The following is a 25,282-nucleotide window of genomic DNA, read 5'->3' as shown; positions in this document are numbered from 1 at the left end:
GCGGTCAGCGGCGGTCCGCCGGTCTTCGCTGGGAGAGCCACAGCGCCACCGCCTCGGAGATGGGCTGGCCGGTCTCCAGCTCGATGAAGCCGAACTGGCCGCCCTGGTTGCCCTCGAGGAACCACCACACCCCTTCCTCGTCCTCGGCGAAGTCGAAGGCCGTGTAGGCGAGTTCGGTGAAGGCCGTGTACTCCTGCACCGAACGGGCGATGCGCCCCGGCACCGCGACGGGCTCCCAGACGTGCCCGGTCTCGCCGAAGCGTCCGTCGACCTGTCCCGCCACCGCGGTCTTTCGGGCGCCGAAGAGACGGTCCCCGATGCAGGTGAGCCGGATGTCGGCGCGCTTGGGAATGTACTGCTGAAGAAGCGCGGGTCCGGCCGCGACACCGGAGAAGTCCGCGTCGGGGCCGATCAGGGTGGTGGGCAGTGCCACCCGGGGTTCGCCTGGCGGAGGCCCGGAGGCGGACTTGACCACCACCTGCCGGTACTCCTCGACGAACTGCTGGGCCACCCGCGGCGCTGTCGTGATGACGGTCGGCGGCACCGCGAACCCGCTGCTGTGCGCCACCCTCAACTGCCAGGGCTTGTGCCGGGCCTGCTCGGCGCGGCGCGGGTGGTTCATCCAGCGGGTCGAGGCGGAGTAGAGCATCCCGAACAGCGCCTGCCGGGTCTCCGCGGTCAGCCAGGGCGAGGGCTCCGGCGCGTGCGCCGCGGGCTCGCCCGGGCGGCGCACCCACACGGATCGGAGGCCGCCCATGCTGAGCACATGGCCGTTGACCGAGAGGTAGCCGTCGAAGTCGCCGTGCGCGTAGTCCGCGGACAGGACAGCCCTGCCCGGCACGTCGGCGGGGTCCAGGCGCACCATGGGCACGCCCTGTTCGTGCAGCCTGGCCACGACCATGTCGGCGGTGACGTCCTGCTCCGCCGTGAGAATCAGTACCGTCATCGCGGTGGGTGGCCGTCAGTCGTCGAAGTGCGTCTGGGAACCGGCGGTGGATGTCGTCGTACCGGTCGCCATGAGGAGAGCGCGGTCGCTGACGGCCGGCCGACCGTCCGGCAGCACGTTCAGTTGCAGGGACACGTCGAAGTGGTACGGGGGTACAGCGGCCGAATGCCCTGTGGGCAAGGCGTAGTTGAGGGTGAACGGTCGCACGATGGATCCTCCCGCCGGTCTCACGATGTACTGCCCCCTCCCCTACGTGTGATGACTGTAAGGAATTCATCACTTTGCGCCACATCGGGGTGAACAGCGTCACATCGCGTCGTTTCAGGCTTACTTGATTCCGTTGTTGCTTGTGTGTCTGCTTGATCCGGCCCAACCTACGGCCAAAGCTTCATTCTCTGTGATCTTAACTCCGCACTTACCTTGGAGAGTTCCCGGTGACCGCAACCTTCGTCCCGACCGCCGAATCCGCCGCGCGCCCCGACGCACAGGTCCCCGTCTCACGCGAAGCGCAGGACGACGACGCCGTCTCACGCGACCCGCAGGACTCCGTCTCCCGTGACGCGCAGGACGACGCCGTCTCTCGTGATGCGCGTGACTTCGGGGCCTACGCGCGGACCGGCGGCTGGGCCTTCGCCCTCAAGGTCGCGCGCAGTGTGCGTCCCGGCGGGCAGTCCGCCGACGAGACCGCGAAGGTGTCCGCGAAGGAGTTCGCCGAGCTGGCCGCCTGCTCACCCGAGCGGGTGATGCGCTTCTACAAGGCGTGGGACAAGGCGGCCGACGACGGCCTCGTCCCGCACTTCGAGGTTCTCGTCCCGGGCGAGGAGATCGAACTGCCGGGCGCGGACGCGTGGCTGACGTACTACGTCTCCCGTTCCAGCGCGTCCTCCGAACGGGGAACCGCCATCGCCGAGGCGGCGCAGGCCGAGGGCATCCGCCCCACCAAGGCGCTGGAGGTCGCCGAGAATCCCACCGCGCTGCGGGCCGCGATCCTCGCCGACCCCTCGACGGCGCAGGCGGCCCGCACCGCGCTCCTGGACCGGGTGAAGGAAGACCCGGCGCTGCAGGCCGAGTTGGCCCGCGACATCGCCCGGACCGACGAACTGAAGAAGGCGGTGGCCACCGAGACCAGGGCGGCCGACCGGATCGGCTACGTCCGCCAGATCGCCGAGAAGGGGCAGATCAGGACCCCGGCGGGGCAGACCCTCGACGCGCCGGCCGAGCTCCGCTCGGAGGCCGAGCGCCATCTGTCGCTCCTCGACGAGCTGGACGAGGGCGAGGACACGGGCGAGTGGGCGACGGAGGCCTACGACACGATGAAGGGTCTGGTCGTCGAGACCGTCGAGGCGGACCCCGAACTGCGGGTCCAGGAACGCCGCACGAAGTTCTACAACAGCCTGCAGCGGGCCACGAGGGTCTTCGAGGAGCTGACCTTCGACGACGCCGACGACATCTACGAGGACGACATGGTGCAGCGGCTGGAGGAGCTCCAGCAGGCGATCGGCTCCTGCATCACGGCGCTTCGGGGCGCGGCGCCGCGAGAATGAGCCGGATCGCCGTCGGTGCCGGTACCGGTACTGGCACCGGCACCGGCACCGGCACCGGTCGAAGCGTCTCGGATCAGGGCTCGGATCAGGACTCGGATCCGGACACCGACTGGGCCTGGGCCCGGCCCTGATACTGGATCATGCGGTCCACCAGGGGGCGCGGCGCGTCCGGCTGGAAGCAGAGCTCCAGGTTGTCCGCGGACTCGGCCGCCGCCGCCTCGCTGCGGACGAAGAGCGCCTCCTCGTACACCGCCAGCGCCTTCTCGATGTCGTCCCGGTGGGTGGCGACGGCGGTCGCGAGTTCGGCACCGTCGAGCATGGCGAGGTTGGCGCCCTCACCGGCGAAGGGGGACATGAGGTGCGCGGCGTCGCCGAGCAGGGTGACGCCCGGCGTGCGGTCCCAGCGGTGGCCGACCGGCAGCGCGTGGACCGGCCGGGGCACGAGCTCGCCGTCCGCGTCGGCGACGAGCGCGCGCAGGCGCTCGTCCCAGTCGGGGAAGTGCTTCAGCAGGGCCGCCTTCGCCGCCGCGGTCGCGGTGAAGTCGATGGGTCCCGAGGTGGCCCAGTCGGCGGACGTCCGCAGGGCGACGTAGACGTGCAGCGAGCCGCCGGGATCGCGGTGGGCGAGGAGGCCCTTGCCGTCGGCGAGGGCGAACATCATGCCCTGGCCGACGAGGGCGGCGCCCGCGGGGTGCCGGGTGTCGGCGTCGGGGAGGTGCACCTCGACGAAGGAGAGGCCGGAGTAGACCGGGGTGGCGTCCGAGACCAGCGGGCGGACCTTCGACCAGGCGCCGTCGGCACCGATCAGCACATCGGCGGTGAACGTCTCCCCGTCGGCGAGCGTCACCTCGTGCCCGCGGTCGTCGAGCGTCCGTACGCCGGTGACCTTGGCGCCCCAGCGGACGGCGCCGGCGGGCAGCGCGCCGAGCAGGAGGTCGCGCAGCGCCCCTCGCTCGACCTCGGGCCGTCCGCCGCCCTGGCCGTCGTTCTCCATGTGGACGACGGCCGACTTGTCGAGGATGCGCATGGCCTCGCCACCGCGGTGGATGAGTTCCCGGAACGCGTCGTGGAGACCGGCGGCACGCAGCGCGGCCTGCCCTGATGCCTCGTGCATGTCCAGCATGCCGCCCTGCGCGCGGGCGGTGGGTGAGGCGTCGAGCTCGAAGACCGCGGTCTCGATGCCGCTCCGGTGCAGCACGCGGGCGAGTGTGAGGCCGCCGAGACCGGCGCCTACGACGGCTATGGGGTGATGGATCGACATGTCGCTACTCCTTCGGGAGGGACGGCCGGGGCGTGTCGGACGGCCCGTGCCTCGGGGTGTGCAGGATTCCGCTGATCAGCACCTGGAAGCCCCAGTGCATACGCGCCTCACCGGGCCCTGAGAGCAGTTCGGCGCCCGCGGCGGTGACGTGCGGATGCCGTTCGCCGGAGGCGCCGTGCAATGCGGCGGCGAGCGCGGCCCATTCGCCCTCGGAGTCGCCCTGGGAGTCGACGGCGTTTTTCTCCCCGGGGGCGTATTCGGCGGCGGTCGCGGTGGCGAACTGCAGGAGCAGGTCCACCGCCCAGGCCGCTCGCGCCCGGGGGATGCCGCCTTCGTCCATCAGGGAGAGCAGTGCGTCCAGCAGGTCCAGGTAGCGGTCGCCGAACGGGCGGGACACCAGGGCCGAGCGGGCCAGGCCCGGGTGCTCGAACAGCACGGCCGTGTAGGAGGTGAGCACCTGGACGAGCCGGTCGCGCCAGTCGCCGTCCGCGCGGGCCGGACCGAGGTCGACGGCGCCGAGAAGCTCGTCGAGCACCGCCGCGTGCAGTTCCGCGGTGTCGCGTACGTAGACGTAGAGCGAGGCCGGGCCGGTGTCGAGCTCCTGTGCCAGGCGGCGCATGGTGACCCGTCGGAGACCTTCGGCACGCATCAGCGCCACGGCGGTCCCGATGATGCCTTCCCTGGTCAGGGCTGGTTTCGCCGGTCGCTCACGACGGCTCGGGCGGGGTGCGGGGTGTGCTGTCACCCCTTCAAGGTAACGAACATGTTCGTTGCGAACAAGTACGTGACGAACATATTCGTGGTTTCGACCGCCGCCGCATCTCGTCCTCCCGCCCCGGGTGAGTAGGCGTACTCATGCCCTCGCTCCGCCGCTCCAGCACGATGGGGCGACCCGGACCAAGGAGCCCACCCGTGAACGGACTTCACCTCTCCTCGCTCACCCGCCGCCCGGCGTCCGAGGGGCCGCCGCAGCCCGGTGCCGGGCGGCGGGTCCTGCCGACGGCGCTCGTCGCGCTCGTCGTCGCGGGTCTGGCCGTCTCCGCCTGGAACCCGCACGACCGGACGACCTGGCTGCTGGAGACCGTGTGGGTGCCGCTCGGGCTGCCCCTCGCCGTCCTGTTCCGGCGCCGCTTCCCGCTCACGAACCTGCTGTGCTGCCTGCTGGCGGCCCACGCGCTGGTCCTCGCCGGGGGAGGCCACTACACGTACGCGGAGGTACCGGTGGGCGACTGGGTGCGGGACCTGCTCGGGCTCTCCCGCAATCCGTACGACCGGTTCGGTCACCTCATGCAGGGGTTCGTGCCCGCCATCCTGGTGCGGGAGGTGCTGAGCCGGACCTCACCGCTGTGCGGCAGTCGCTGGCTCGCACCGCTGACCGTGTGCGCGTGCCTGGCCTTCAGCGCGCTCTTCGAGATGTTCGAGTGGGCGGCCGCGGTCATCGGCGGCCACTCGGCGGACGCCTTCCTGGCCACCCAGGGCGACGTGTGGGACACCCAGTGGGACATGTTCTGCGCGCTGATCGGAGCCACGCTGTCCGTCCTGCTGCTCGGCCGGGCGCACGACCGGCAGCTCGACGCGCTCCGGAGCGGAGGGCTCGGGATGGACGTCCGGTGACCTGGACGTCCGGTGCCGGGCCCACGGGCGGTACGTCACCCGTCCGCGCTCCGGACACGCCGAACGGCGAACGCCGACCGCCGGCCCTGGTGCCGCGGGCCGGCGATCGGCGTCCCCGGTCGGGGCTCTCGCGGCCCACTACCAGCGGCTCTCCACCTGCTCCTTGATCCGGCGGTCGTAGAGCTCGTCGATCGCGTCCAGTGTCTGCCGCGACAGCGGCGGGAGCTTCGCGGCCTCCGCGTTGGCGTGGGCCTGTTCGGGGGAACGCGCGCCCGGGATCACCGTGGTGACGCCGGGCTGCTGGATGATCCAGCGCAGCGCCAGCTGGGCCGGGGTGCAGCCTTCCGGGGCGAGGGCGGAGAACTCGGCCGCCGCCTCGACGCCGGTCACGAAGTCGACGCCCGAGAAGGTCTCGCCCTGGTCGAAGGCCTCACCGTGACGGTTGTACGTACGGTGGTCGTCGGCCGCGAACACCGTGTCCTTCGTGTACTTGCCGGAGAGCAGACCGGAGGCCAGCGGAACACGGACGATGATGCCGACGCCCGCCTCCCGGGCGGCGGGAAGAACCTGCCGCAGGGGCTTCATGCGGAACGGGTTGAGGATGATCTGGACGCTCGCGACGTTCGGGCGGGCGATCGCCGTCAGCGCCTCGTCGCAGGTCTCGACGCTCACTCCGTACGCGGCGATCCGCTCCTCCTCGACCAGGGTGTCCAGCGCGTCGAACACCTCGTCCGACGAGTAGACCGGGGTCGGCGGGCAGTGCAGCTGCACCAGGTCGAGGCGGTCCACACCGAGATTGCGCCGGGAGCGGTCGTTCCACGCGCGGAAGTTGTCGAGGACGTAGTTCTGCGGGATCTGCTCGACCCGGCGGCCCATCTTCGTCGCGACCATCACATGCAGGTCGGGGCGGCCGCTCACGAAGGACGCGATCGTCTGCTCGCTGCGTCCGTCGCCGTACACGTCCGCGGTGTCGAAGAAGGTCACCCCGGACTCCGCCGCCGTCTCCAGCACCGCCTTGGCGTCCGCCGCGCTCACGTCGCCCCAGTCGGCGCCCAGCTGCCACGTGCCGAGACCGATGACCGATGCCTTCTGACCTGACCTGCCGAATTCACGCTCGTCCATGTGATCAGTCTGTCATCCCCCGACGACAGCGACGGCACCCCGGCCTCGCGACGGCTGCCGCCGCCGCACTCGGCTGTCGCCGATGCGTTCGTCCGTTCCGGACGTGCCACGCCGGGGTGCCGCTCCGCGGGCGGTCAGGGCGTGGTGAGCCGGGCCAGTTCGGTGCCGGCGAGCAGGAAGGCGCCCACGCCGAAGTCCGCGGTGCTGTCGTAGGTGACCGGCTGGCTGGATTCCGGGCGGTCGCCGACGTTCTGGACGTAACCGAGGAAGCCGTCGGGGTGCACGGCCGTGGTGACGAGGCCGTTCCAGGCGCGGGCCACCACCGGGAGGAAGGTGTCCCGGTCGACCAGACGGGCGCCGACCGCGTACGAGGTGCCGTACAGGAGGAAGGACGTGCCGCTGGTCTCGGGGCCGGGCAGATGGGTCGCGTCGGCGAGGTTGACGTTCCAGAAACCGTCGCCGCGCTGCACAGCCGCGGCGGCCCACACCAACCGCGTCAGCGTGTCGCGGTACTCGGCGGTGTGACGCTCCGTCGACGGCAGCGCCTTGAGGGTCTTCACATGACCGCCCGCCACCCATCCGTTGCCGCGCGACCAGACGACGGGCCGGCCCGAGGGCGAGACGATGCCCCCGGGGAGAAAGCGCGCGTCGCGGTACCACAGGCCCGTCGCGGTGTCGTACAGGCCGGGGCCGCCCTCGGCGCGCTTGGTGTGGTCGTACAGGGAGTACAGCTTCCGCCAGTACTGCGGGTCCCGGCGGAGGGCGCCCAGGCGGGCGAAGGGCGGCATGGCCATGTGGAGGGCGTCGTCCCACCACCAGTCGTCGTTCTTGTCCGGCTGGTCGGTGTAGACCATGCGGTGCAGGGAGGTCTCGATCGCGGTGAGCTTCCGCTCCTCGGGCTCGATCTCGTACAGGTCCAGGTAGGCCTGCCCGGCGCACTGGTTGTCCGCGTGGCGTGTGGTCACCCCGCTGTTGAGCCCGTAGGCGTGCCGGTCCGCCCAGGACCGGGCGTACGCGAGGTGGCGCGCGTCGCCGGTCAGGCGGTGGAGGGCGAGCAGCCCGCTGAAGAAGGTGGCGTTGGCCCAGCCGTTGTCGCCGGGGTCCGTGTGCGCGGCGATCCAGTGGTCTGCCACGCGCCGCAGGACGGCGACGACCTCGCTCCTCGAAGGCAGCGGTGGCGCGTCCCCCGCCCTCGGCGGCACCGCGGTCCCGGCGGCCCGCGCGGGCGTCGTCAGAACGGGGCGGAGCGAGGCGGCGGCCGCGAGAGCGGTGCCGCCGGCCAGCAGGTGTCGTCTACGCATATGAACAACTCCTACGGATGGGGATTCCCATCCTCAACTCCCGCCTCGCGCACTGTCCATGGCTGCTCGTCAACTTGGCGTGAACCGAACCGAGTTCACATCCACGTACGATCGTCAGGTGGCGAGACCGCCGTCATGCGGTCCGCCGACCCGCCGGACGGTGTCGCCGACCCGGTGTCCGACCCTGCGCCGCGCCCCTCCCCGCGTGCGGTGAGCTACTGCGTGTGGTCATCCATGCCCTGGTGTGCACGGTCCGTGAGCTATGTTGAATCCTCGTGGGACATGAAGGAGGCACATCGGTGCCATCGCCGCAGCAGGCACGCGCGCAGGCGTCCGCGATCACGTCGGGAAAAACGGCTCCGGAGGCGGGCGCGGCGCCCGCGTCCCAGCTCCGGGAACTGTTCGACGGGCCGCGGCTCTCGCCGGGGCAGCGCCGTATCGCCCAGTACCTGATCGAGCACATCACCGAGGCCGCTTTCCTGTCGATCACCGACCTCGCGGAGCGCGTAGGGGTGAGCCAGCCGTCCGTGACCCGCTTCGCCGCAGCGGTCGGCTTCAGCGGTTACCCCGCGTTGCGGGAGAAGCTCCAGGCCATCGCGCTCAGCACACTGGGCAGCACCCCGGGCGCGCCGACCGAGGACCGCGGCAACGAACTGCAGGCCGCGGTGGACGTGGAGATCGACAACCTGGAGAACCTGCGGCGCGACTTCGCCGACCCGGACCAGGTGATCGAACTCGGCCGCGCGCTCTCCCGGTCGACACCGCTGACGGTTCTCGGGCTGCGCATCTCGGTGTCGCTGGCCGAGTACTTCGCCTACGCGGCGCGCCGCGTCCACCCCGACGTACGGGTGGTGACCCGGGGCGGAAGCGTCGCCTACGACGCGCTGCTCCAGTCGCGCGAGGCGGGCGGCACCTGGCTGCTGGCGTTCGGTATGCCGCGGCACGCACAGGAGACGCTCACCGCGGTGCGGGTCGCGCGCAGCGCCGGGCTGAAGGTGGCCCTGATCACCGACCTGGCGCTCGGCCCGCTGGCCGACGAGGCCGACATCACCTTCACCGTCGGCACCGGCTCCCGGCTCGTCTTCGACTCGTACGCCGCGCCCGTGGTGATGTCGGCGGCACTGCTCCAGGCCATGACCGACGCCGATCCGGAGCGGACGCAGGCCCGCCTGGAGGAGTACGAGCAGATCGCCGAACAGCATCAGTTCTTCCTGAAGGACTGACCTTCGCACGGAAGACCTGAGCCCTTCCGGCCCTCCACCCAAGGGTCTGACACCCCCTCCCCCACCGCGCGTCACCACGGCATCACGGGACCTATCGCCCCATATCGCGCATGAATTTTTTCATGTCCTTGCGTAACTGCCGGTATATATAAATACTGCTCGCGGATCGCGACCAGGAGGCCTCCGGGTCGCGTCCTACGACCATCCGGGGCCGTCCGCTCCTACCCGCAACGGGTTCCGGGTGATCGGACGGGCTCCGTGCGAACGGGGCCCGCGGTGGCGGCCCCGGCCTTTCCCCTGGACCGGGGCCGCCCCAGAACCGTTGACCACCCTTGCCGCCGACGTGACCCGGAAGCGATGAACATGGCCCTGACGTATTCACCGATCACCTCGGACTGGCCGTGCCAGGTCAAGACCCCCGGCAGCTTCGACTGGGAGCGATCGGCCACCAAGTGGCTGCGCGAACTGGTGCCGGCCCGCTACGCGAGTTATCCGACCCTGATGAAGCACCCCGTTCTGCTCGCCCGCCACGCACAGATCCAGGTGCAGCACGAGATACGCGTCGCCCGCACGGCCCTGCAGACCGCCCGCTCCGAGCTGCCCGCCCTCGGCCTGCACGAGTCGGTGATCGAGCACACCATCAAGATGTACGCTGCCGAAGTTCTGCAGCTCAGTCATATCGCCCGCAGCGTCCGAGCGGTCACCCACGCACTCACGGACAGCGGCGCCACGCGAAACTGAGGCCCCGGGGCCGGGCGACGGTCCCGGTGCAACGACCACCGGGAGACGTCGTGGACGCACAGGGGCCCAGGGCCGTGGACGACGGCGCGGCGGAGCGAACCGCCGCGGCACGGACTCTCGATGTGCGGTGGATCCACGGATCGCCGTCGGCCAAGCACAACACGGATCCGGACCTCCAGGTACACGTCCACGACGCGGACACGGTGATCCTGCGGCAGAACATGGCCGTCGACTACGAGGCGCCCTTCCTGTTCCTGCTGTTCGGCGAGGCGCGGGCCGTGCTCGTCGACACGGGCGCCACGGCCTCGCCCGCGCACTTCCCGCTGCGGCGGGTGGTGGACGGGCTGATACGGGACCGGCTGGCCGCGCGTCCCCGGGACGACTACGAGCTGCTGGTGCTGCACACCCACCCGCACGGCGACCACGTCGCGGGAGACGGCCAGTTCACCGACCGCCCCCGCACCAGGGTGGTGGACGCGGCCCTCGACGAGGCGTGGACGTTCTTCGGATTCGACCGGGACCCGGACGGCGTCGCCCGCGTCGACCTCGGCGGCCGGGTCCTGGAGTGCCTGGCCACGCCCGGGCATCACGCGGCCTCGGTGACGTACTTCGACCCCTGGACCGGTTTCCTCCTCACCGGTGACACCGTCTACCCCGGCCGGCTGTACGTCGAGGACTGGCAGGCCTTCACCCGCACCGTCGACCGCCTGATCGGGTTCTGCGCCGAACGGCCGGTCACCCATGTGCTCGGCTGCCACATCGAGATGACCCGGCAACCGGGCGAGGACTACCCCGTGCGGACCACCTACCAGCCCGACGAGCCGCCCCTGCAGATGACGACGGCCCAGCTCCACGACATCCGCGCGGCCATCGACGCCGTCGGAGACCGGCCGGGCCGGCACGTCTTCGACGACTTCGTCCTCTGCCGCCGTGACCTGCCCGAGGGTGCCTCCGAAGGCGCGTAGAGGTCCACGCCCCGCACATGGCCGAACCCGGGGCGGTACGAACGCCGCGGACGGGAAGACGACAGGGAGAAACCGAACTTCCCGCCGACCCCCCTGGACGGACTCATGGATTCCACGGCATGGACAGTGGTCGTCGTCGTCGCGATCCTGGGGGCCGTCGCGCTCGCGGTGGCGATCGCGCTCCTGGCCCGGCTCGTACGGGCGCGACGCGATCTGCGGCGTGCCGGACTCCCGACCGGCTCCCGCTGGGTCTTCTGGGGCGCCGTCGCCTACCTGCTGCTCCCGACCGACCTGCTGCCCGACCCGATCTACCTGGACGACATCGGCGTACTCCTGCTGGCCCTGCGCTCCTTGCGCCGCCCGGAGCTGCTCGATGCCGACGAACCCGGGAACCCTCCCGCGCGCACCGGACGTTGACGGGCTGAGCGGGCCGGAGTCGAGGACGCCCGCGCCGGAGGTCCGCAGGGATCACCACTTCGACGGGCGGCACGATGACCGAGCTGGTTCCCGGGGGGAACGTACCCCTGCCGGGCGGCACCCTGACGATCCGGGTGCCTGGCCCCTTCGACGTCTCGGCGCTCATCACCGACGACACCGGCAAGGTGCGCGGCGACGCCGACTTCGTCTTCTACAACCAGCCCGCGGTGCCGGGTGCCCGGCTCACCGGGGAGAGCCTCACGGTCGACCCACCGGGCCTGCGCTCCGGAGCGAGCCGGGTCACCGTGCTCGTCACTCCGGCCGATCCCGGCACACCGCTGGGCCGGCTCCCCGCCCCCACCCTGCTCGTCACCGGTCCCGGCGGGCGCACCCTGGCGCGTTTCACTCCCCCGCGCCCGCAGCGGGAGACCGTGCTGCTGCTCGCGGAGATCTACCGGCGGGGCACGGAGTGGAAGCTGCGGGCGCTGGGCCAGGGGTACGCGGAGGGACTGGCGGGCGTCGCCCGGGACTTCGGGGTCGACGTCACCGAGGACGACGCCCCGCCGGTCGCGGCCCCCGACCGGGACGGCTTCCTGGAGCTGGTGAACTCCGTGCGCGCCGCCGCCGGTTCCCCACCCGTGTCGCTCGACGCGCGGCTCGCGGGCGCGGCGCGGGCGCACGCCTCCGACATGGCGGCGCGCGGGCTCCTCAGTTCCGAGGGCGCGGACGGGACGTCGGTCTACCAGCGCGTCACGGCCGCGGGATACGCGTATCTCACCGTGGGCGAGCATCTCGTCTCCGGCCCGCGCACACCCGGCGAGTTCGTCGAGTACTGCCTCACCACCGAGCAGTCCCGCGCCACTCTGTACGACCGCGCGTACACCCAGACGGGTCTCGCGTACGTCGCCGACCCCCGTTCCGGCGATCTGTACTGGACGGCGCTGTGGGCGCGGCCGTTCAGCAGCGACGGGCTGGCGCGGACGTCGCGGGAGGTCGTCGCGCTGACCAATGCCGAGCGGGCCGCCGCGGGCCTGCCGCCGCTCCTCGTCGACGCGCCGCTCACCACCGCCGCCCAGGCGCACAGCGACGACATGGTGGCCCGCGCCTTCTACTCCCACACCTCGCCCGACGGCCGCCGGCCCTGGGACCGGGCCGCCGCGGCGGGCTCCGCGCGCCGGACCATCGGCGAGAACATCGCCTGTGGCCAGCGCTCCCCCGAGGAGGTCGTCCGAGGCTGGATGAACAGCCCCGGACACCGCGCCAACATCCTCAAGCCCGACTTCACCCACATAGGCATCGGCCTCGCGGGCGGCGGCGACGCGGGCATGTACTGGACCCAGCTCTTCGGCGGCTGACCAGACCCTTTCTGACGTACCTTCCGATTCCCCTCCGTGCCGTGCAACCCGGGGGCCTTCCGGCGCGTAAAGAGGGTGTCGACGCCGCGTCCGCGGCACGGTTCGCGCCGGACGTCCGCACCGGCGGACGAACCGGTGGAGAGAGTCGGGAGAAGAATCAGATGGTCTCAGGATCGGTGGGCACGGGTACGGCGCTGGGCGCGGTGCTGCTGTCCCTCGTCGCGCTCCCCGCGCAGGCGGCCTCCGCGGCGCCGGGCGACTCGGGCACCGAACGGGTCACGAGCGTCGCGGCGGCGAAGTCGGGTGCGCCCGACGACGCCGGGCTGCAGAGCGTGCTGCACGCGGCGCTGGCCCAGGGAGCGCCGGGTGCGATGGTCCGGGTCGACGACGCGGGCGCCGTCCACGAGTTGTCCGAGGGGGTCGCCGACCGGGCCACCGGGCGGGCCATCACCACGGCCGACCGGTTCCGCGTCGGCAGCGTCACCAAGAGCTTCTCCGCCGTGGTCCTGCTGCAGCTGGTCGACGAGGGCAAGCTGAACCTGGACGCCTCGGTGAACACGTATCTGCCGGGGCTGCTGCCCGACGACAGGATCACCGTGCGCCATGTGATGAGCCACCGCAGCGGGCTCTACGACTACACCAACGACATGTTCGCGCAGACGGTGCCGGGCTTCGAGTCCGTTCGCAACAAGGTCTTCAGCTACCGGGACCTGGTGCGGCTGTCCCTGAAGCACGCGCTCACCAACGCGCCGGGGGCGGCCTACTCGTACTCCAACACCAACTTCGTCGTCGCGGGCATGCTCATCGAGAAGCTCACCGGGAACGCGGTGGCCACGGAGTACCGGAACCGCATCTTCAAACCGCTCGGCCTGACCGACACCTTCTACGTGCACCCCTCCACCACCATCCCCGGTACGCACGCCAACGGCTATCTCACCCCCGACGCGGCCGGTGCGGCCCTGGTCGACTCCACCGCGCAGACGGTGTCCTGGGCGCAGAGCGCGGGCGCGATCATCTCCAGCGCACGGGACCTCAACACGTTCTTCTCCGCCGTGATGGCCGGAAAGCTCATGGCCGCCGCGCAGCTCGCCCAGATGCAGCAGTGGACCACCGTCAGCAGCACCCAGGGCTACGGCCTCGGTCTGCGCCGCCGTGACCTTTCCTGCGGTGTCTCCGTGTACGGGCACACCGGCACCGTGCAGGGCTACTACACGTACGCCTTCACCTCGAAGGACGGCAAGCGCAGCGTCACCTCGCTCGCCAACACCTCGAACAACGCGAACGTGCTCAACACCATGGCCGGCACGCTGGAATCCGCGTTCTGCGGCAAGTCGTCCAAGGCGACCCGGCGCGCCATCGCGCCCGCCGCCCCCACGGAGCGGTACGAGGACATCGCGCCGGACATCGCCCGCGACTGACGTGCCAGGGTGCCGCCGGACCGGCGCCGGCCGCACCCGTCACCCAGGTCGGCGCGGGCCCCGGTGGAGCCGGGGCGGCCGCTTCCCGCCTCCGCGCCCGATACTGGTGGCATGGGATTCGCCGTCTTCATGACCTTGCCGGGACTCGTCGTCGTACCGACCCTCACGGCCTTCGCCGACCAGGCGCTGCTGCGCGCCGGACGGGCCGGCCTCCTGCCGTGGCGGAACGGCGCGCGGCAGGGCCAGATGTCCGCCACCGGCTTCGAGCAACTGCACGCGAGTCTTTCGCCGGGCAAGCAGCACGAGCTCAAGGAACGGCAGTCGGCGCTGGTGATGCGGGACGACGAGGAGGACGGGGCGCCTGCGCACCGTACGACCGTCGATCTGAACACCGGCACGACGGTCGTGCGTCCGGGGCGCCGCTCATGACCTTCGACGACCTTCTGGAGCGGGCCGCGTCCCTCGTCCGTCCGGGCCGGCGGGCGATCCTCGGCGTCGCCGGGAGTCCCGGATCGGGCAAGACGACGCTGACCGAGCGCCTGGTCCGGGAGCTGAACGGCGACGGCTCCCGCTGGGTCGCGCACGTGCCGATGGACGGGTTCCACCTCGCGGACGTCGAGTTGGAGCGCCTGGGCCGCCGGGACCGCAAGGGCGCACCCGACACCTTCGACGCGGCGGGGTACGCGGCACTGTTGCGCCGGCTGCGCGACGAGGAGGAGGACGACGCCATCGTCTACGCGCCGGGCTTCGAACGGACCCTGGAGCAGCCGATCGCGGGCGCCGTCCCGGTCCCCCGCACCGCCCGTCTGATCATCACCGAGGGCAACTACCTCCTCCTGCGCGACGCGGCATGGGAGCGCGTACGGTCGCGGCTGGACGAGGTCTGGTTCTGCGACCTCGACGAGACCGAACGCGTACGCCGGCTCGTCGCCCGCCACGAGGAGTTCGGCAAGGACCACGACACCGCGGTGGACTGGGTGCTCGGCACGGACCAGCGCAACGCCGATCTGGTCGCCGCGACGCGGGACCGTGCCGATCTGGTCGTGGGACCCGAGGTCACCGCCTCCGGACCCGCGCCCCGGGTTCCCCCCGCGCATCGCCCGCCGGATTCCCGATCAGTGCGGTGAACGCCTCGGTGCGGATCGTCAGCCCCTCGGGCGCGTGCTCCACGACGGGGGCGAAGGGACCCGGGGAGCCGTAGCGCACAGCGAAGACGTGCAGGTCCTCCGGGGCGCCGGGAGCCGGCCCCGCCTCGAACGCCGTGGAGGCGACCAGGTGGCGCCAGCCCTCGTCGGGGTTGCCGTAGACCCGGGGGTCGGCGGCGAGGACGAAGGCCGCCTCCTCCTGGGTGGTCCGCGCGCGGGCGTCGAAGCGGTCGGCGCCCTCGGCCCGCGGGTGCGTCAGCCGGAGGGTGCCGGCGGACGCCACGTCCGCCGCCGCGACCCTGCGGACCCGGTCGCCGTCGTCGGCGGCGTACGGCATTCCGGCAAGCAGGTACGGGTCCCCGTCCAGCCGTTCGACGACGACCGTCGTCCACAGGCTGGTGCCGTCCGTGACGTAGAGCGACCTGACGTGGCGCAGGACGTGGTCCCGGGTGACGACGGGCTTGCTGACGAGCTTGGCCGTCAGTCCGTCGCTCTCCAGGTCGCGCACCCGCACCGCGCCCATCGGGCGGGCCAGGAGGAAGCCGTCGACGACCGGCCCGAAGCCGTGCTGGCGGTTCACGGCGGCGGGCAGCAGATAGGTGCCCGCCGCCTCGACCAGGGACGGCGTCATCCGGTCGTCGAACGCCACCGAGACGGTGCCCGCGCGTAGTTGGTGGCATACCGGCGCCGTCCTGGGCGTGCGGTACCACCGGGCCGTGTCCTGGATCTGCCAGACCAGCATGAAGGCGAAGTGGCCGTCGACGGCGCCGTCCGGCCCGGTCGCGTGCCGTCCCCAGCGGGTGTCCCCCCGGTAGCGGCCGAGGTCGGACCCGATCCGGCCGCCGAAACGGCGCAGGCCGAGAACGGCCTCGAAGCCGCAGTGCTGTTCGCTGTAGCGCGGACCGCCGAGGTCGAAGCCACCCGCCGTCAGCCGTGCGTCGAGGTACCGGGCGAGCGTGTCGCCGTCCTCGGCGAAGACCGGCTCGCCGCTGACCCGGTGGGCCTGGGCGAGGAAGGACAGGGAGATCGGTCCGTAGTTGTTGTCGTAGGCTCCGCCGTGCTCCGGGAGCAGGAGGGCTCCCCGGTCGCGGACGCGGCGGGCCCGGATCTCGTCGGTGTACAGACGCATCGCGTGTGACCGGACCGACTCCCCTTCCGCCGCCGGGAGACGGCGGGCGAGCATCAGTCCGCCGACGACGCAGCCGATGGCCTGGTTGCCGGCCTCCTGCGGGTTGAAGAAGGTCGCCTCGGTCAGCCGGCGCCAGTATCCCCGTGCCACGTCCCGCAGTTCGCCGTGCTGAGCGTCGTCGACGAGCCCTTCGGACAGGTCCAGCACGTTGACCGCCTGGAGCAGCGCCCACACCGTGCTCGGCCAGTCGCCGATGGGGTGGGCACCCTCCTCCAGTACGTAACGGGCGTACGGCAGACCGGAGTCACGGACCCTCAGGTTGGGGTAACCGGGGTTGTCCCGCGTGAAGACGCGCTCGCGCAGATGGAAGGCGAGGCTGCGGCGGACGGCGTCCGGCAGGCGCGGGTCCCCGGTGCGCTGCCAGGCGAGCGCCAGCAGCGAGGTGACGCCGAGCGAGGTGTCGCCGATGTCGTCGACGGCTGCGGGGTGTTCGAGGCTGCCGTCCGGCGTGAGGCGGGCCAACGCCTCCTCGGTGACGGCGGCGAGAACGGTGTCGTACGCGGCCGGGTCGTCCGGGAGATCGTGCAACCGGCCGCGCTGGTAGGGGAGATACACGTGATCAGCCCTTCTTTCCGGAGGTCGCCGGTCGCTGCGCCAGCCTCCTCCGGAAGACGGTGAAGCAGGTGAGCGTGGGCGGCAGGGCGCGTGTCGGCCTGGCGAACATCGTGCCGGGGACGAAGGGGCCGGCCGGCGCCGCTCCGGCGCAGGCTGTGGTGGCAGCCTGCGGTTAGATGTCCGAATCCCGCCGGACGCCGTGCGGGGAACACGGCAACATGGCAGGTGAAGCGGTGCTCGCACCGCTTGGAGCACGCGTGAAAGGACACCTCCGATGACGGTCTGGACGACCATCGACAGCCCCTTGGGCGAGCTGCTTCTCGTGGGTGAGGAGTCGGCCACCGCCAGGGGCGGCACGGCGCTCGTGTCGCTCTCCATGCCCGGCCAGAAGGCCGGTGCCGTCGTGCGGGACGGCTGGACGCGGGACGACGGAGCGTTCACGGACATCGTCGCGCAGCTGAACTCCTACTTCGAGGGCGGGCTGACCGACTTCGCCATCGAGTACGCCGGCGGGGCGGGCACCGACTTCCAGCGGCGGGTGTGGAAGGCCGTCGAGGGCGTCCCGTACGGCACGACGGTCAGCTACGGCGAGATCGCCTCACGGATCGGGGTGTCACGCGCGGCCGTGCGCGCCGTGGGCACCGCCATCGGCGCGAACCCGCTGCTCGTCGTGCGCCCCTGTCATCGCGTGATCGGTGCCGGCGGCGCACTCGCCGGGTACGCCGCGGGTCTGGAGCGCAAGCAGCGGCTGCTGGACCTGGAGAACACCGGGCGGTCCGCGTGATCCGCGTGCCCGACGCCGCCCGCTCGGGACGGCTCCCCGCGCCGAGGCCCGGTTTCCACGGCGCCGCGTGACGCCTGCGGCGGTCGCCCCGCCGCTGCGAGCGGGCGACGGCACCAGGGTGCTCGAAGGCCGCGGCGATGGCCCGGTTTTGCCGGATCGGCAACAGGACTGGGCCGCGCCCTGCCGACCGCCGCATGATCACTCGTAGTGCCGACGCGGGGAGGCCGGTCCCCGGGAGCCCCGCTGGTCGCACCCACCGTAGGCGGAGTGTCCCGGGAGGATCCGTGCCGAAGTCGTCCGCAACAGACCGCACCCACCGTCTGGTGTCCTCGCCGGCCGGCCGGATCCATCTGGTGGAGCAGGGAACCGGCCCGCTGGTCCTGCTGGTTCACGGGTTTCCTGAGTCCTGGTACTCCTGGCGCCATCAGCTGACGGCGCTCGCCGCGGCCGGCTACCGGGCGGTCGCCCTGGACGTCCGCGGCTACGGTCGCTCGTCCAGGCCCGACGGCGTGGCCGAGTACCGGATGCTGAACCTGGTGGAGGACTGCGCCGCCGTCGTGCACGCCCTCGGTGAGCGGTCCGCGACCGTCGTCGGACACGACTGGGGCGCCACCATCGCCGCCACCTCCGCGCTGGTCCGCCCCGACGTGTTCCACGCGGTCGGGCTGCTCAGCGTGCCCTACACCCCGCGCGGCGGTCCGCGCCCCAGCGACGTCTTCGCGCGGATGGGCGGCCCCGAGGAGTTCTACGTCTCCTACTTCCAGCGGCCCGGCCGGGCCGAGGCCGAGATCGAGCCCGACGTCCGCGGCTGGCTCGGGGGCTTCTACGCGGCACTGTCCGGCGACACCATGCCCGGCTCCGGCACGCCGGACCCGCACTTCGTGAGCCCCGGCGGAACCCTGAGGGACCGGTTTCCCACCGGGCGTCTCCCCTACTGGCTCGACGAGTCCACCCTCGACGCCTACGCGGAGGAGTTCGAGCGGACCGGGACGAGCGGGGCGCTCAACCGCTACCGGAACATGGACCGCGACTGGGAGGACCTGGCCGACCACGACGGCGCGCCCGTCACCCAGCCCTCGCTGTTCGTCGGAGGCGCCCTCGACGCGTCCACCACCTGGCTGGCCGACGCGATCACGGCGTTCCCCACGACCCTGCCCGGTCTGGTCTCGTCGCACATGCTGGAGGGCTGCGGCCACTGGATCCAGCAGGAACGGCCCGAGGACGTCAACCGCATCCTGATCGACTGGCTCGCCGCCCTCCCCGTCTGATCCCGGGGCTCGCCGGCCTGCCCCTCTGACCCGGGGCTCGCGGGCCGTTCCGTCCGACCCGGGCTCGCAGGCCAACTCGGCCGGCCCCCGCGAGGCGCCGCGCTCCCAGGGCGGGCCGTCCTGGGGTTCACGCGCGCTCCGACGGTCTACGGCGTCGTACGCGATTCCAGTGCGGCGCGGGTGTCGTCGCCGTAGACGCCGGTCTCGTCACCCCGGATGCCGTACCAGAGCTGGAAGCGGGCGACGGCCGCGGTGAGCGTGGCGTCGTAGCTGCCGCCGGTGGAGCCGCCCGTGTACACGTCCGGGATGCGGAGCAGCCGCTGCTGCAGTGCGGTCACTTCGGGGCCGCTGTCCCCCTCACGGAGGGTGCCCGTGCCGTCCGGGTCGGCGGATCCGGAGGGTGCCGGGGCGACGGCTGTCGCGGAGGAGCTGGTTCCGGGCTGTCCGGCCCGGGCGCGGCTGTCCTGGTCGCCGGGCAGCAGGAGCGCGAGGGCGAAGCCGGCGAGGGCGGCCGCCGTCACGCCCAGGGCGATGGCGGCCCGGCGTCGGCCGGCACCGTCGGCGTGCCCGTCGCCGGGTTCGTGTTCGCGGCCGGGCGTGGGCTGCCGCCCCGGCCCGGGCTGCCGTCCCCGCGCGGGCCGGGGACCGTTCCCCGGCCCCACGTCGGGTGCGCGCCCGTTCCCCGGCCCCGCGTCGGCTGCGCGCCCGGTCCGCCGTGCGGCTCCCGGCGCGACGCCCGCGGTTCCGGCGTCGCGGGCGTAGTCCTCGCCACCCGGTACGGGCGGCAGTTCCTCCGTCGCCTCGTCCGCAGCCGGCGAGACGGCCTTCGCCGAGGTGGCGGGCACGGCGACCACCTCGTAGCCGCCGTCCGGATCGGCCCCGTACTGCTCCTCCCGCACCTCCTTCATGAGCTGCGCCAGTGCTTCCGTCCGGCGGCGCCGCTGCACATGGGTGGGCTCGATCGCCCGTCGCCTCGCGGGCTGCCCCGGTTCGGGCGGTGTCGACACACTGCTCTCCTTCCGCGCGCGAGCTCACGCCATCCCCGTGGAGTGATACGGGACGGTCGGCCCCGGAGTTCAGCGAAGGGCGCCCCGGACGGACGGCCGACGGGCACCCGGTGACCGTCCTCCCGCGTGACGGCCGCCGGCCGCTCCCCGCGGCCCCGGTCGGACGACGTGAAGAATGGGCACATACGGGGTAGGACCACCTTCAGGAAGCGGAGAGGGTCGCCGTGGCCGTGAGCGAGGAACGAGAGGTGCCGCCCCGTCGGCGCTTCGACGTGGCGGATGCCGCGCCACTTCTGCTCGATGCCCATTTGACGGTGACCAGCTGGACCACGGACGCCGAGCGGCTGCTGGGATACCGGCCCGCCGAGGTGGTGGGCCACCGCGTCGTCGACCTGCTGCTCCCCGAGGACGCGGCGCGGATCTCCGAGCACGCCGGGCGGTGCCGCGGCGTCAGCGGCTGGACCGGGCTGCTGTCCGCGCTGCACCGGGACGGCCACGCGGTCCGGGTGATGGTGCGGGCCGTCCCGATGCGGGAGGACGGTGCGCCGACGCGGTGGGTGGTGCTGCTCGCCGACCTCGCCGACGGCCCCGGCTGGGACATGAGCCGGTCCGTACTGGAGCGGATGAACGCGGGCTCGCCGGTGGGCATCGCGATCGTGGACACGGAGCTGCGGTTCGTGTGGTCGAACAGGGCGCTGGAGCAGTTCGGGGGCGGCTCGCCGCAGCGGCGGCTGGGTCGCAGACTCGCCGATGTGCAGCCGGGGCTCGACGCCGAGGCCCTGGAGGCGAGAATGCGCCAGGTGCTGCGGAGCGGTGAGCCGGTGGTCGGATTCGAGCACGTGGGCCGCGTACGGTCCGCGCCGCATCGCGAGACCGCGCACTCCCTGTCGTTCGTCCGGCTCGACGACGACCACGGCCGTCCGATCGGTGTGTACTACACGGTCGTCGACGTCACCGAGCGCTACCGTGCCCGGCGGCGGCTGGCCCTGCTGGACCGGGCCGGGGAGCACATCGGCCGCAGTCTCGACGTCTCGCGGACCGCGCAGGAACTGGCCGACGTGGCCGTGCCGGGCCTCGCCGACTTCGCCACCGTGGACCTGCTGGACTCCGTGCTCAAGGGTGCCGAACCGGCCGCCGGTCCGCTGGACGACACGGACGCGGTACCGCTGCGGCGCGCCGGCCAGCAGTCGACCCGGGCCGGGGTGCCCGAAACCACCGTGCCCGTCGGCGCGGTGGCGACGTACCAGGCGGGCTCTCCCCCGATCCGGTGTCTGGCCGAGGGTCGGTCGTGGCGCGAGCAGCGGCTGGATCCGTCGGCCGAGGAGTGGGCCACGGCGGACGAGGGGCGCGAGCCCGCCCACTTCTTCGATCTCGGGCTGAGCAGCGTGATGATCGTGCCGATCCGTGCGCGGGGCGTCACCCTGGGCATCGCCACGTTCTTCCGGCGCCAGCGCCACGACCCCTTCGACGAGGAGGACCTGAGCCTGGCGGAGGAGTTCGTGGGCCGGGCCGCCCTGTGCGTCGACAACGCCCGCCGCTACACCCGCGAACGCGACGCGGCACTCGTCCTGCAGCGCAATCTGCTTCCGCACCGCTTCCCCGAGCAGAACGCCGTGGAGGTCTCCGCCTGCTACCGGCCCGCGGACGTGCTGACGGGGCTGGCCGGCGACTGGTTCGACGTGATTCCGCTGTCCGGGGCCAGGGTGGCGCTGGTCGTGGGCGAGGTGACCGGCCACGGCATCGACGGTGCCGCCGCCATGGGGCGGCTGCGGGCCGCGGTGCAGACGCTCGCCGATCTGGACCTGCCCCCCGAGGAGGTGCTCGCGCATCTGGACGACCTGGTCAGCCGGGCCGCCCGGGAGGAGGGCAGCGGGGCGGACACGCTCACCAGCGGTATGCAGGCCGTCGGTGCCAGCTGTCTCTACGCCGTGTACGACCCGGTGAGCGGGCGGTGCACCATGGCGGGCGCGGGACATCCGGCACCCGCGATCGTCGCCCCCGACGGCACGGTCTCGTTCGCCGACCTCCCCCGCGGTCCCGCGCTGGGCGTGGGCGGACTGCCCTTCGAATCCGCCGAGTTCACCCTGGCGGAGGGCAGTCTGCTCGGCCTCCACACGGACGGGCTCATCGCCACGCCCCGCACCGGCCGGGACCCGGAAGCGGGCCGGGAGCGTCTGCGACGCGCGCTGGAGGGATACCGGGGATCACTGGACGGGCTGTGCCGGACCATCGTGGACGATCTTGTTCCGACCCGTCCGTACGACGACGTGGCGCTGCTGATGGCGCGCACCCGCCGGCTGGGGACCGAGCAGGTCGCGACCTGGGACCTGCCCGACGATCCGGCGGTGGTCGCCCAGGCCCGCAAGGCCTCAGCCGAGCAGCTCAGGGTCTGGGGCCTGGACGCGCTGGCCTTCACCACCGAACTGGTGGTGAGCGAGCTCGTCACCAACGCCATCCGGCACGCCCCGGGTCCTGTCCGGCTGCGCCTGATCGCCGAACACGCCCTGATCTGCGAGGTCTCCGACGGAGGTGCCACCGCTCCGCATCTGCGCCATCCGAAGACGACCGACGAGGGCGGCCGCGGGCTGTTCCTGATCTCCCAGTTCACCCAGCGCTGGGGTACCCGCTACACCCCCGAGGGCAAGATCATCTGGGCCGAGCAGTCCCTGACGGAGCCGCCGGTGTGACGTACGCGCCGTCGATCCGCTCGCCGGGGCCACGCGACTCCCCTGCGACCAAGGGAAGTTGACAGATTGTTGACCAACTCCTTGGCCTGTGGTGACCGGCGCCGCCACTATGGTCTGCCGCATGTCCCCACACCCCCCACGGACTCCCGCCCTCCCCGTTCTCCCCTACCGGAAACCGACCCGCGAGCGGGACTACTGGGTCCTCGACGATGTCCTCCCCGACGTGGAAGCCGTCCGGGCCCGTTGCCTCGCCAAGGACGACTGGGTCAAGGGTCACCCGTACACCTCGGAGAGCTGGCCGGGCCTGCGCACCATGCCGGGTCTCGAACCGGGCGAACTCGCCCGCGTGGAGCGGCTGGTGAAGAAGGCCACCGGAGCGCGGGAGCTGTGGCAGCAGGCGACGGCCTCCGGGGCCACCCTCAACCACAACTGCATCCAGGTGGTCGGCGAGGACGAGGGTGAGCCGCGCCCGCACACCGACTCCCGCGCGCTGTGCCGGTACGCCGCGGTGCTGTATCTCAACCCGGCCGTGCCCAAGGACTGCGGAACGAGCTTCTACCGGCAGAACCTGCCCGGCGGCCGCCTCGGCGGCAACGTGGTGGCGGCCCCCCACAACAACCTCGTCGAGGCGCTGGGGACCCGCTTCGTACCGCCGGACTCGTTCGTCGAGGACGTCCGTGTGCCGCATCGCTACAACCGGCTGCTGCTGTACAACGCCAACCTGATGCACAGCGCCACGGGCTACGCGGGCACCACCATCGAGGACAAGCGGATGACCGCGGTGTTCTTCTGGATGGCCTGACGCTCCGCTCGCCGGGGGCGTGACCGCCCGTTCGACCGGCCCGAGCGACGCCCCTCCCGTCGCCCGCGATTCCCTCGTCGTTCTGCCCGATATGCACCGATACACGCGAACCACAACTCAGTTACGGCATCCCGAAGTCCTGGTGGCCGAGCGATGAGCTGGTCATGATGGGGGCATGACGTTGGCCTTGCGTGCCATGACGCAACTGGCGGCCTGGCCGGACCTCTCGGAGGCCCGGCCCAGCTGCGGCACGGGGCGGGCACTGCGCTCGGCCCGGGACGAGATCGTGCACTTCCACTCCGAACACGAGGTCGACCTGCATCTGACGGCCCGTGCCATCCACCGCTACGAGGATCACCTCAGGGGCGCGACCGCGGTCCGGATGGTGCCCGGTTCACGTTGGGTGACCATACGCCTCGAAGTCGACGCCGACATCCATCTGCTCCTGACCCTGGTGAGCGTCGCCCTGCAGTCCCACCAGGCATGGCCCGTCCCCGGCGACCCGGCACCGGCCGACTGCAACGAACACCGCGGCGCGTCACTGCCGCGCACGATACTCAGCGGCAGCTGAGGCGACGGACCCGCTCGGCGGGCCGGCGGACGTGCGCACACGCCACGGAATCCTTCCGGCGCCGCTGGGCAGGCCCGGTCGGGGCGAAGCGAAGAGGATCGTGCAAGCACCCGCGCGGATCGGCCTACTCCGGCCCCTGCCGCTCGCGTTTCGATGGTGGTGAGCAGTCCGAATCCGTCGCGACACCCACAGGAGCACCGTCATGCCGCTCGACCACTACGTCACCCTCGGCCGGTCGGGGCTGCGGGTCAGCCCGTTCGCCCTCGGCGCGATGACCTTCGGAGAGGACCCCGGCGGCGCCGGATGCAGCGTCGAGGAGTCCGAGAAGATCCTGGCGACCTATCTCGACCGGGGCGGGAACTTCATCGACACCGCGAACTTCTACACCAACGGCCACTCCGAGAGCATCCTCGGCGACTTCTTCGCCGCGCGTCCCGGACAGCGCGAGCGCGTCGTGCTGGCGTCGAAGTTCTTCACCAACCTCTTCCCCGGCGATCCCAACGGGGGCGGGGCGGGCCGCCGGTCGATCATCGCCCAGCTCGACGAGAGCCTCCGCCGTCTGCGCACCGATCATCTCGACCTGTACTGGCTGCACAACTGGGACCGGCACACCCCGATCGAGGAAACGCTGCGCACCCTCGACGACCTGGTCACGGCCGGCAAGATCCGCTACATCGGCTTCTCCAACACCCCTGCCTGGGTCACCGCGCAGGCCCAGACGACGGCGCTGCTGAAGGGCTGGAGCCCGCTGATCGCGCTGCAGGTCGAGTACTCCCTGCTGGCCCGCACCGTCGAGGGTGAACTCGCGCCGCTCGCGCTCGACCAGGGCATGGCACTGGTGCCGTGGAGCCCGCTCAAGAACGGCTTCCTGTCGGGCAAGTACCGGCGGGACACCCAGGTCACCGACTCCGCGCGTACGGCCTTCGTCGGAGGCCCCGGCGAGGACGAGTACCTGGTCATCGACGCCGTGGCGGAGGTCGCCGACGAACTCGGCACCACCTCGGCGGCGGTGTCGCTGGCCTGGCTGCGGGCCCGCGAGGGCACCGTCGTACCCATTCTGGGCGCCCGGCGCGTCGACCATCTGGAGAACAACCTCGCCGGCCTGGAAGTGACACTCACCCCCGAACAGCTCCGACGGCTGGACGAGGTGTCCACTCCGGACCTGGACTACCCGGCACCTATGCACGGTGCCCTGCGGTCGATGCTGCAGTTCGCGGGCACCACCGTCGACGGGCACACCTCCACCGTGTATCCGCCGCTCGTCCAGAGCGACGTCCGCTACTGAGCAACCGCGCTCCCGCACCGGGCCGGAGGACGGTGCGGTCGGTCGGGGCCACGCGCCATAGGACGGTGACCCCGACCGACCG

24 protein-coding genes are annotated in these 25,282 nt (G+C 72.0%); 16 read left to right on the top strand and 8 right to left on the bottom strand.

What is annotated here, in order from left to right:
* Positions 1–4: 4 nt before the first annotated feature.
* Entirely contained in the window at positions 5–946 is a 942-nt protein-coding gene (locus OHB41_RS42630; RefSeq protein ID WP_266705410.1) for an MvdC/MvdD family ATP grasp protein, read from the bottom strand.
* Between the two features lie 15 nt (positions 947–961).
* Entirely contained in the window at positions 962–1,153 is a 192-nt protein-coding gene (gene tgmA, locus OHB41_RS42625; protein ID WP_148008417.1) for a putative ATP-grasp-modified RiPP, read from the bottom strand.
* 227 nt (positions 1,154–1,380) lie between these two features.
* On the opposite strand from tgmA, the gene OHB41_RS42620 reads away from it, so the two are divergent.
* Positions 1,381–2,490 (top strand): hypothetical protein, encoded by a 1,110-nt coding sequence (locus tag OHB41_RS42620; RefSeq protein WP_266705408.1) that lies wholly within the window; start codon positions 1,381–1,383, stop codon positions 2,488–2,490.
* Positions 2,491–2,575: 85 nt separating this feature from the next.
* On the opposite strand, the gene OHB41_RS42615 is transcribed toward OHB41_RS42620, so the two are convergent.
* Both OHB41_RS42615 and OHB41_RS42610 read right to left on the bottom strand, forming a co-directional pair.
* Complete coding sequence (locus OHB41_RS42615) at positions 2,576–3,751, bottom strand: FAD-dependent oxidoreductase (protein WP_266705407.1); 1,176 nt, start codon at positions 3,749–3,751, stop codon at positions 2,576–2,578.
* Positions 3,752–3,755: 4 nt separating this feature from the next.
* The gene (locus OHB41_RS42610) at positions 3,756–4,496 is read right to left on the bottom strand and encodes a TetR/AcrR family transcriptional regulator (protein WP_266705405.1); all 741 of its coding nucleotides are present in this window, start codon (positions 4,494–4,496) and stop codon (positions 3,756–3,758) included.
* A 248-nt stretch (positions 4,497–4,744) separates the two neighbouring features.
* On the opposite strand from OHB41_RS42610, the gene OHB41_RS42605 reads away from it, so the two are divergent.
* A complete protein-coding gene (locus tag OHB41_RS42605) occupies positions 4,745–5,365 on the top strand; it encodes a DUF2238 domain-containing protein (RefSeq protein ID WP_526025081.1) in 621 nt (206 codons plus the stop codon).
* A 138-nt stretch (positions 5,366–5,503) separates the two neighbouring features.
* Here the strand turns inward: OHB41_RS42605 and OHB41_RS42600 are convergent, their stop codons facing one another.
* Both OHB41_RS42600 and OHB41_RS42595 read right to left on the bottom strand, forming a co-directional pair.
* Positions 5,504–6,487 (bottom strand): aldo/keto reductase, encoded by a 984-nt coding sequence (locus OHB41_RS42600; RefSeq protein ID WP_266705403.1) that lies wholly within the window; start codon positions 6,485–6,487, stop codon positions 5,504–5,506.
* Positions 6,488–6,621: 134 nt separating this feature from the next.
* Entirely contained in the window at positions 6,622–7,788 is a 1,167-nt protein-coding gene (locus tag OHB41_RS42595) for a glycoside hydrolase family 88 protein (protein WP_266705401.1), read from the bottom strand.
* 299 nt (positions 7,789–8,087) lie between these two features.
* Here OHB41_RS42595 and OHB41_RS42590 point away from each other — a divergent pair, with 299 nt between their 5' ends.
* From OHB41_RS42590 to OHB41_RS42555, 8 genes are all read left to right on the top strand, one after another.
* Entirely contained in the window at positions 8,088–9,011 is a 924-nt protein-coding gene (locus OHB41_RS42590; RefSeq protein WP_266705399.1) for a MurR/RpiR family transcriptional regulator, read from the top strand.
* Positions 9,012–9,374: 363 nt separating this feature from the next.
* Positions 9,375–9,752, top strand: a complete 378-nt coding sequence (locus OHB41_RS42585; RefSeq protein ID WP_266705397.1) for a hypothetical protein — start codon at positions 9,375–9,377, stop codon at positions 9,750–9,752.
* Between the two features lie 50 nt (positions 9,753–9,802).
* Complete coding sequence (locus OHB41_RS42580) at positions 9,803–10,717, top strand: MBL fold metallo-hydrolase (RefSeq protein ID WP_266705395.1); 915 nt, start codon at positions 9,803–9,805, stop codon at positions 10,715–10,717.
* Positions 10,718–10,822: 105 nt separating this feature from the next.
* Positions 10,823–11,134 carry a DUF1232 domain-containing protein gene (locus OHB41_RS42575; protein ID WP_266705394.1) on the top strand — a complete coding sequence of 104 codons (312 nt, stop codon included), beginning with the start codon at positions 10,823–10,825 and terminating at the stop codon, positions 11,132–11,134.
* A gap of 74 nt (positions 11,135–11,208) precedes the next feature.
* Positions 11,209–12,489 (top strand): CAP domain-containing protein, encoded by a 1,281-nt coding sequence (locus OHB41_RS42570; RefSeq protein ID WP_266705393.1) that lies wholly within the window; start codon positions 11,209–11,211, stop codon positions 12,487–12,489.
* A gap of 161 nt (positions 12,490–12,650) precedes the next feature.
* Positions 12,651–13,907 (top strand): serine hydrolase domain-containing protein, encoded by a 1,257-nt coding sequence (locus OHB41_RS42565; protein ID WP_266705391.1) that lies wholly within the window; start codon positions 12,651–12,653, stop codon positions 13,905–13,907.
* Positions 13,908–14,018: 111 nt separating this feature from the next.
* Positions 14,019–14,336: a DUF6191 domain-containing protein gene (locus tag OHB41_RS42560; protein WP_266705389.1), complete on the top strand. Its 318-nt coding sequence runs from the start codon at positions 14,019–14,021 to the stop codon at positions 14,334–14,336.
* A complete protein-coding gene (locus OHB41_RS42555; RefSeq protein WP_266705387.1) occupies positions 14,333–15,034 on the top strand; it encodes a nucleoside/nucleotide kinase family protein in 702 nt (233 codons plus the stop codon). Before OHB41_RS42560 ends, OHB41_RS42555 begins: the two co-directional genes overlap by 4 nt.
* Here the strand turns inward: OHB41_RS42555 and OHB41_RS42550 are convergent.
* Positions 14,964–16,796: a hypothetical protein gene (locus OHB41_RS42550; protein ID WP_266705385.1), complete on the bottom strand. Its 1,833-nt coding sequence runs from the start codon at positions 16,794–16,796 to the stop codon at positions 14,964–14,966. The two genes, OHB41_RS42555 and OHB41_RS42550, sit on opposite strands and share 71 nt — an antisense overlap.
* Positions 16,797–17,070: 274 nt before the next feature.
* Between OHB41_RS42550 and OHB41_RS42545 the strand changes: the two genes are divergently transcribed.
* Positions 17,071–17,580 carry a methylated-DNA--[protein]-cysteine S-methyltransferase gene (locus tag OHB41_RS42545; protein ID WP_266705383.1) on the top strand — a complete coding sequence of 170 codons (510 nt, stop codon included), beginning with the start codon at positions 17,071–17,073 and terminating at the stop codon, positions 17,578–17,580.
* Between the two features lie 284 nt (positions 17,581–17,864).
* The gene (locus tag OHB41_RS42540; RefSeq protein ID WP_266705381.1) at positions 17,865–18,848 is read left to right on the top strand and encodes an alpha/beta fold hydrolase; all 984 of its coding nucleotides are present in this window, start codon (positions 17,865–17,867) and stop codon (positions 18,846–18,848) included.
* 146 nt (positions 18,849–18,994) lie between these two features.
* Here OHB41_RS42540 and OHB41_RS42535 read toward each other — a convergent pair whose 3' ends face one another.
* Complete coding sequence (locus OHB41_RS42535) at positions 18,995–19,855, bottom strand: peptidoglycan-binding protein (RefSeq protein WP_266705379.1); 861 nt, start codon at positions 19,853–19,855, stop codon at positions 18,995–18,997.
* A gap of 224 nt (positions 19,856–20,079) precedes the next feature.
* On the opposite strand from OHB41_RS42535, the gene OHB41_RS42530 reads away from it, so the two are divergent.
* From OHB41_RS42530 to OHB41_RS42515, 4 genes are all read left to right on the top strand, one after another.
* Positions 20,080–22,542 carry a SpoIIE family protein phosphatase gene (locus OHB41_RS42530; protein WP_266705377.1) on the top strand — a complete coding sequence of 821 codons (2,463 nt, stop codon included), beginning with the start codon at positions 20,080–20,082 and terminating at the stop codon, positions 22,540–22,542.
* Positions 22,543–22,663: 121 nt separating this feature from the next.
* On the top strand, positions 22,664–23,344 hold the full coding sequence (locus OHB41_RS42525; protein ID WP_266705375.1) for a DUF6445 family protein: 681 nt from the start codon (positions 22,664–22,666) through the stop codon (positions 23,342–23,344).
* Between the two features lie 175 nt (positions 23,345–23,519).
* Positions 23,520–23,915, top strand: coding sequence for a luciferase domain-containing protein (locus OHB41_RS42520; protein WP_266705373.1), 396 nt, complete (start codon positions 23,520–23,522; stop codon positions 23,913–23,915).
* Between the two features lie 202 nt (positions 23,916–24,117).
* Positions 24,118–25,200: an aldo/keto reductase gene (locus OHB41_RS42515; protein WP_266705371.1), complete on the top strand. Its 1,083-nt coding sequence runs from the start codon at positions 24,118–24,120 to the stop codon at positions 25,198–25,200.
* Positions 25,201–25,282 lie beyond the last annotated feature (82 nt).

It is taken from the genome of Streptomyces sp. NBC_01571, from assembly GCF_026339875.1.
Classification (GTDB): domain Bacteria; phylum Actinomycetota; class Actinomycetes; order Streptomycetales; family Streptomycetaceae; genus Streptomyces.
The sequence above is the reverse complement of the archived record's forward strand: the minus strand, read 5'-3'. Positions and strand labels throughout refer to the sequence as shown.

Coding starts and splice junctions, on each gene's coding strand:
- OHB41_RS42630 (WP_266705410.1), bottom strand. CDS start 946: ATGACGGTACTGATTCTCACGGCGGAGCAGGACGTCACCGCCGACATG.
- OHB41_RS42615 (WP_266705407.1), bottom strand. CDS start 3,751: ATGTCGATCCATCACCCCATAGCCGTCGTAGGCGCCGGTCTCGGCGGC.
- OHB41_RS42600 (WP_266705403.1), bottom strand. CDS start 6,487: ATGGACGAGCGTGAATTCGGCAGGTCAGGTCAGAAGGCATCGGTCATC.
- OHB41_RS42595 (WP_266705401.1), bottom strand. CDS start 7,788: ATGCGTAGACGACACCTGCTGGCCGGCGGCACCGCTCTCGCGGCCGCC.
- OHB41_RS42585 (WP_266705397.1), top strand. CDS start 9,375: ATGGCCCTGACGTATTCACCGATCACCTCGGACTGGCCGTGCCAGGTC.
- OHB41_RS42575 (WP_266705394.1), top strand. CDS start 10,823: ATGGATTCCACGGCATGGACAGTGGTCGTCGTCGTCGCGATCCTGGGG.
- OHB41_RS42570 (WP_266705393.1), top strand. CDS start 11,209: ATGACCGAGCTGGTTCCCGGGGGGAACGTACCCCTGCCGGGCGGCACC.
- OHB41_RS42565 (WP_266705391.1), top strand. CDS start 12,651: ATGGTCTCAGGATCGGTGGGCACGGGTACGGCGCTGGGCGCGGTGCTG.
- OHB41_RS42560 (WP_266705389.1), top strand. CDS start 14,019: ATGGGATTCGCCGTCTTCATGACCTTGCCGGGACTCGTCGTCGTACCG.
- OHB41_RS42555 (WP_266705387.1), top strand. CDS start 14,333: ATGACCTTCGACGACCTTCTGGAGCGGGCCGCGTCCCTCGTCCGTCCG.
- OHB41_RS42545 (WP_266705383.1), top strand. CDS start 17,071: ATGACGGTCTGGACGACCATCGACAGCCCCTTGGGCGAGCTGCTTCTC.
- OHB41_RS42525 (WP_266705375.1), top strand. CDS start 22,664: ATGTCCCCACACCCCCCACGGACTCCCGCCCTCCCCGTTCTCCCCTAC.
- OHB41_RS42520 (WP_266705373.1), top strand. CDS start 23,520: ATGACGTTGGCCTTGCGTGCCATGACGCAACTGGCGGCCTGGCCGGAC.
- OHB41_RS42515 (WP_266705371.1), top strand. CDS start 24,118: ATGCCGCTCGACCACTACGTCACCCTCGGCCGGTCGGGGCTGCGGGTC.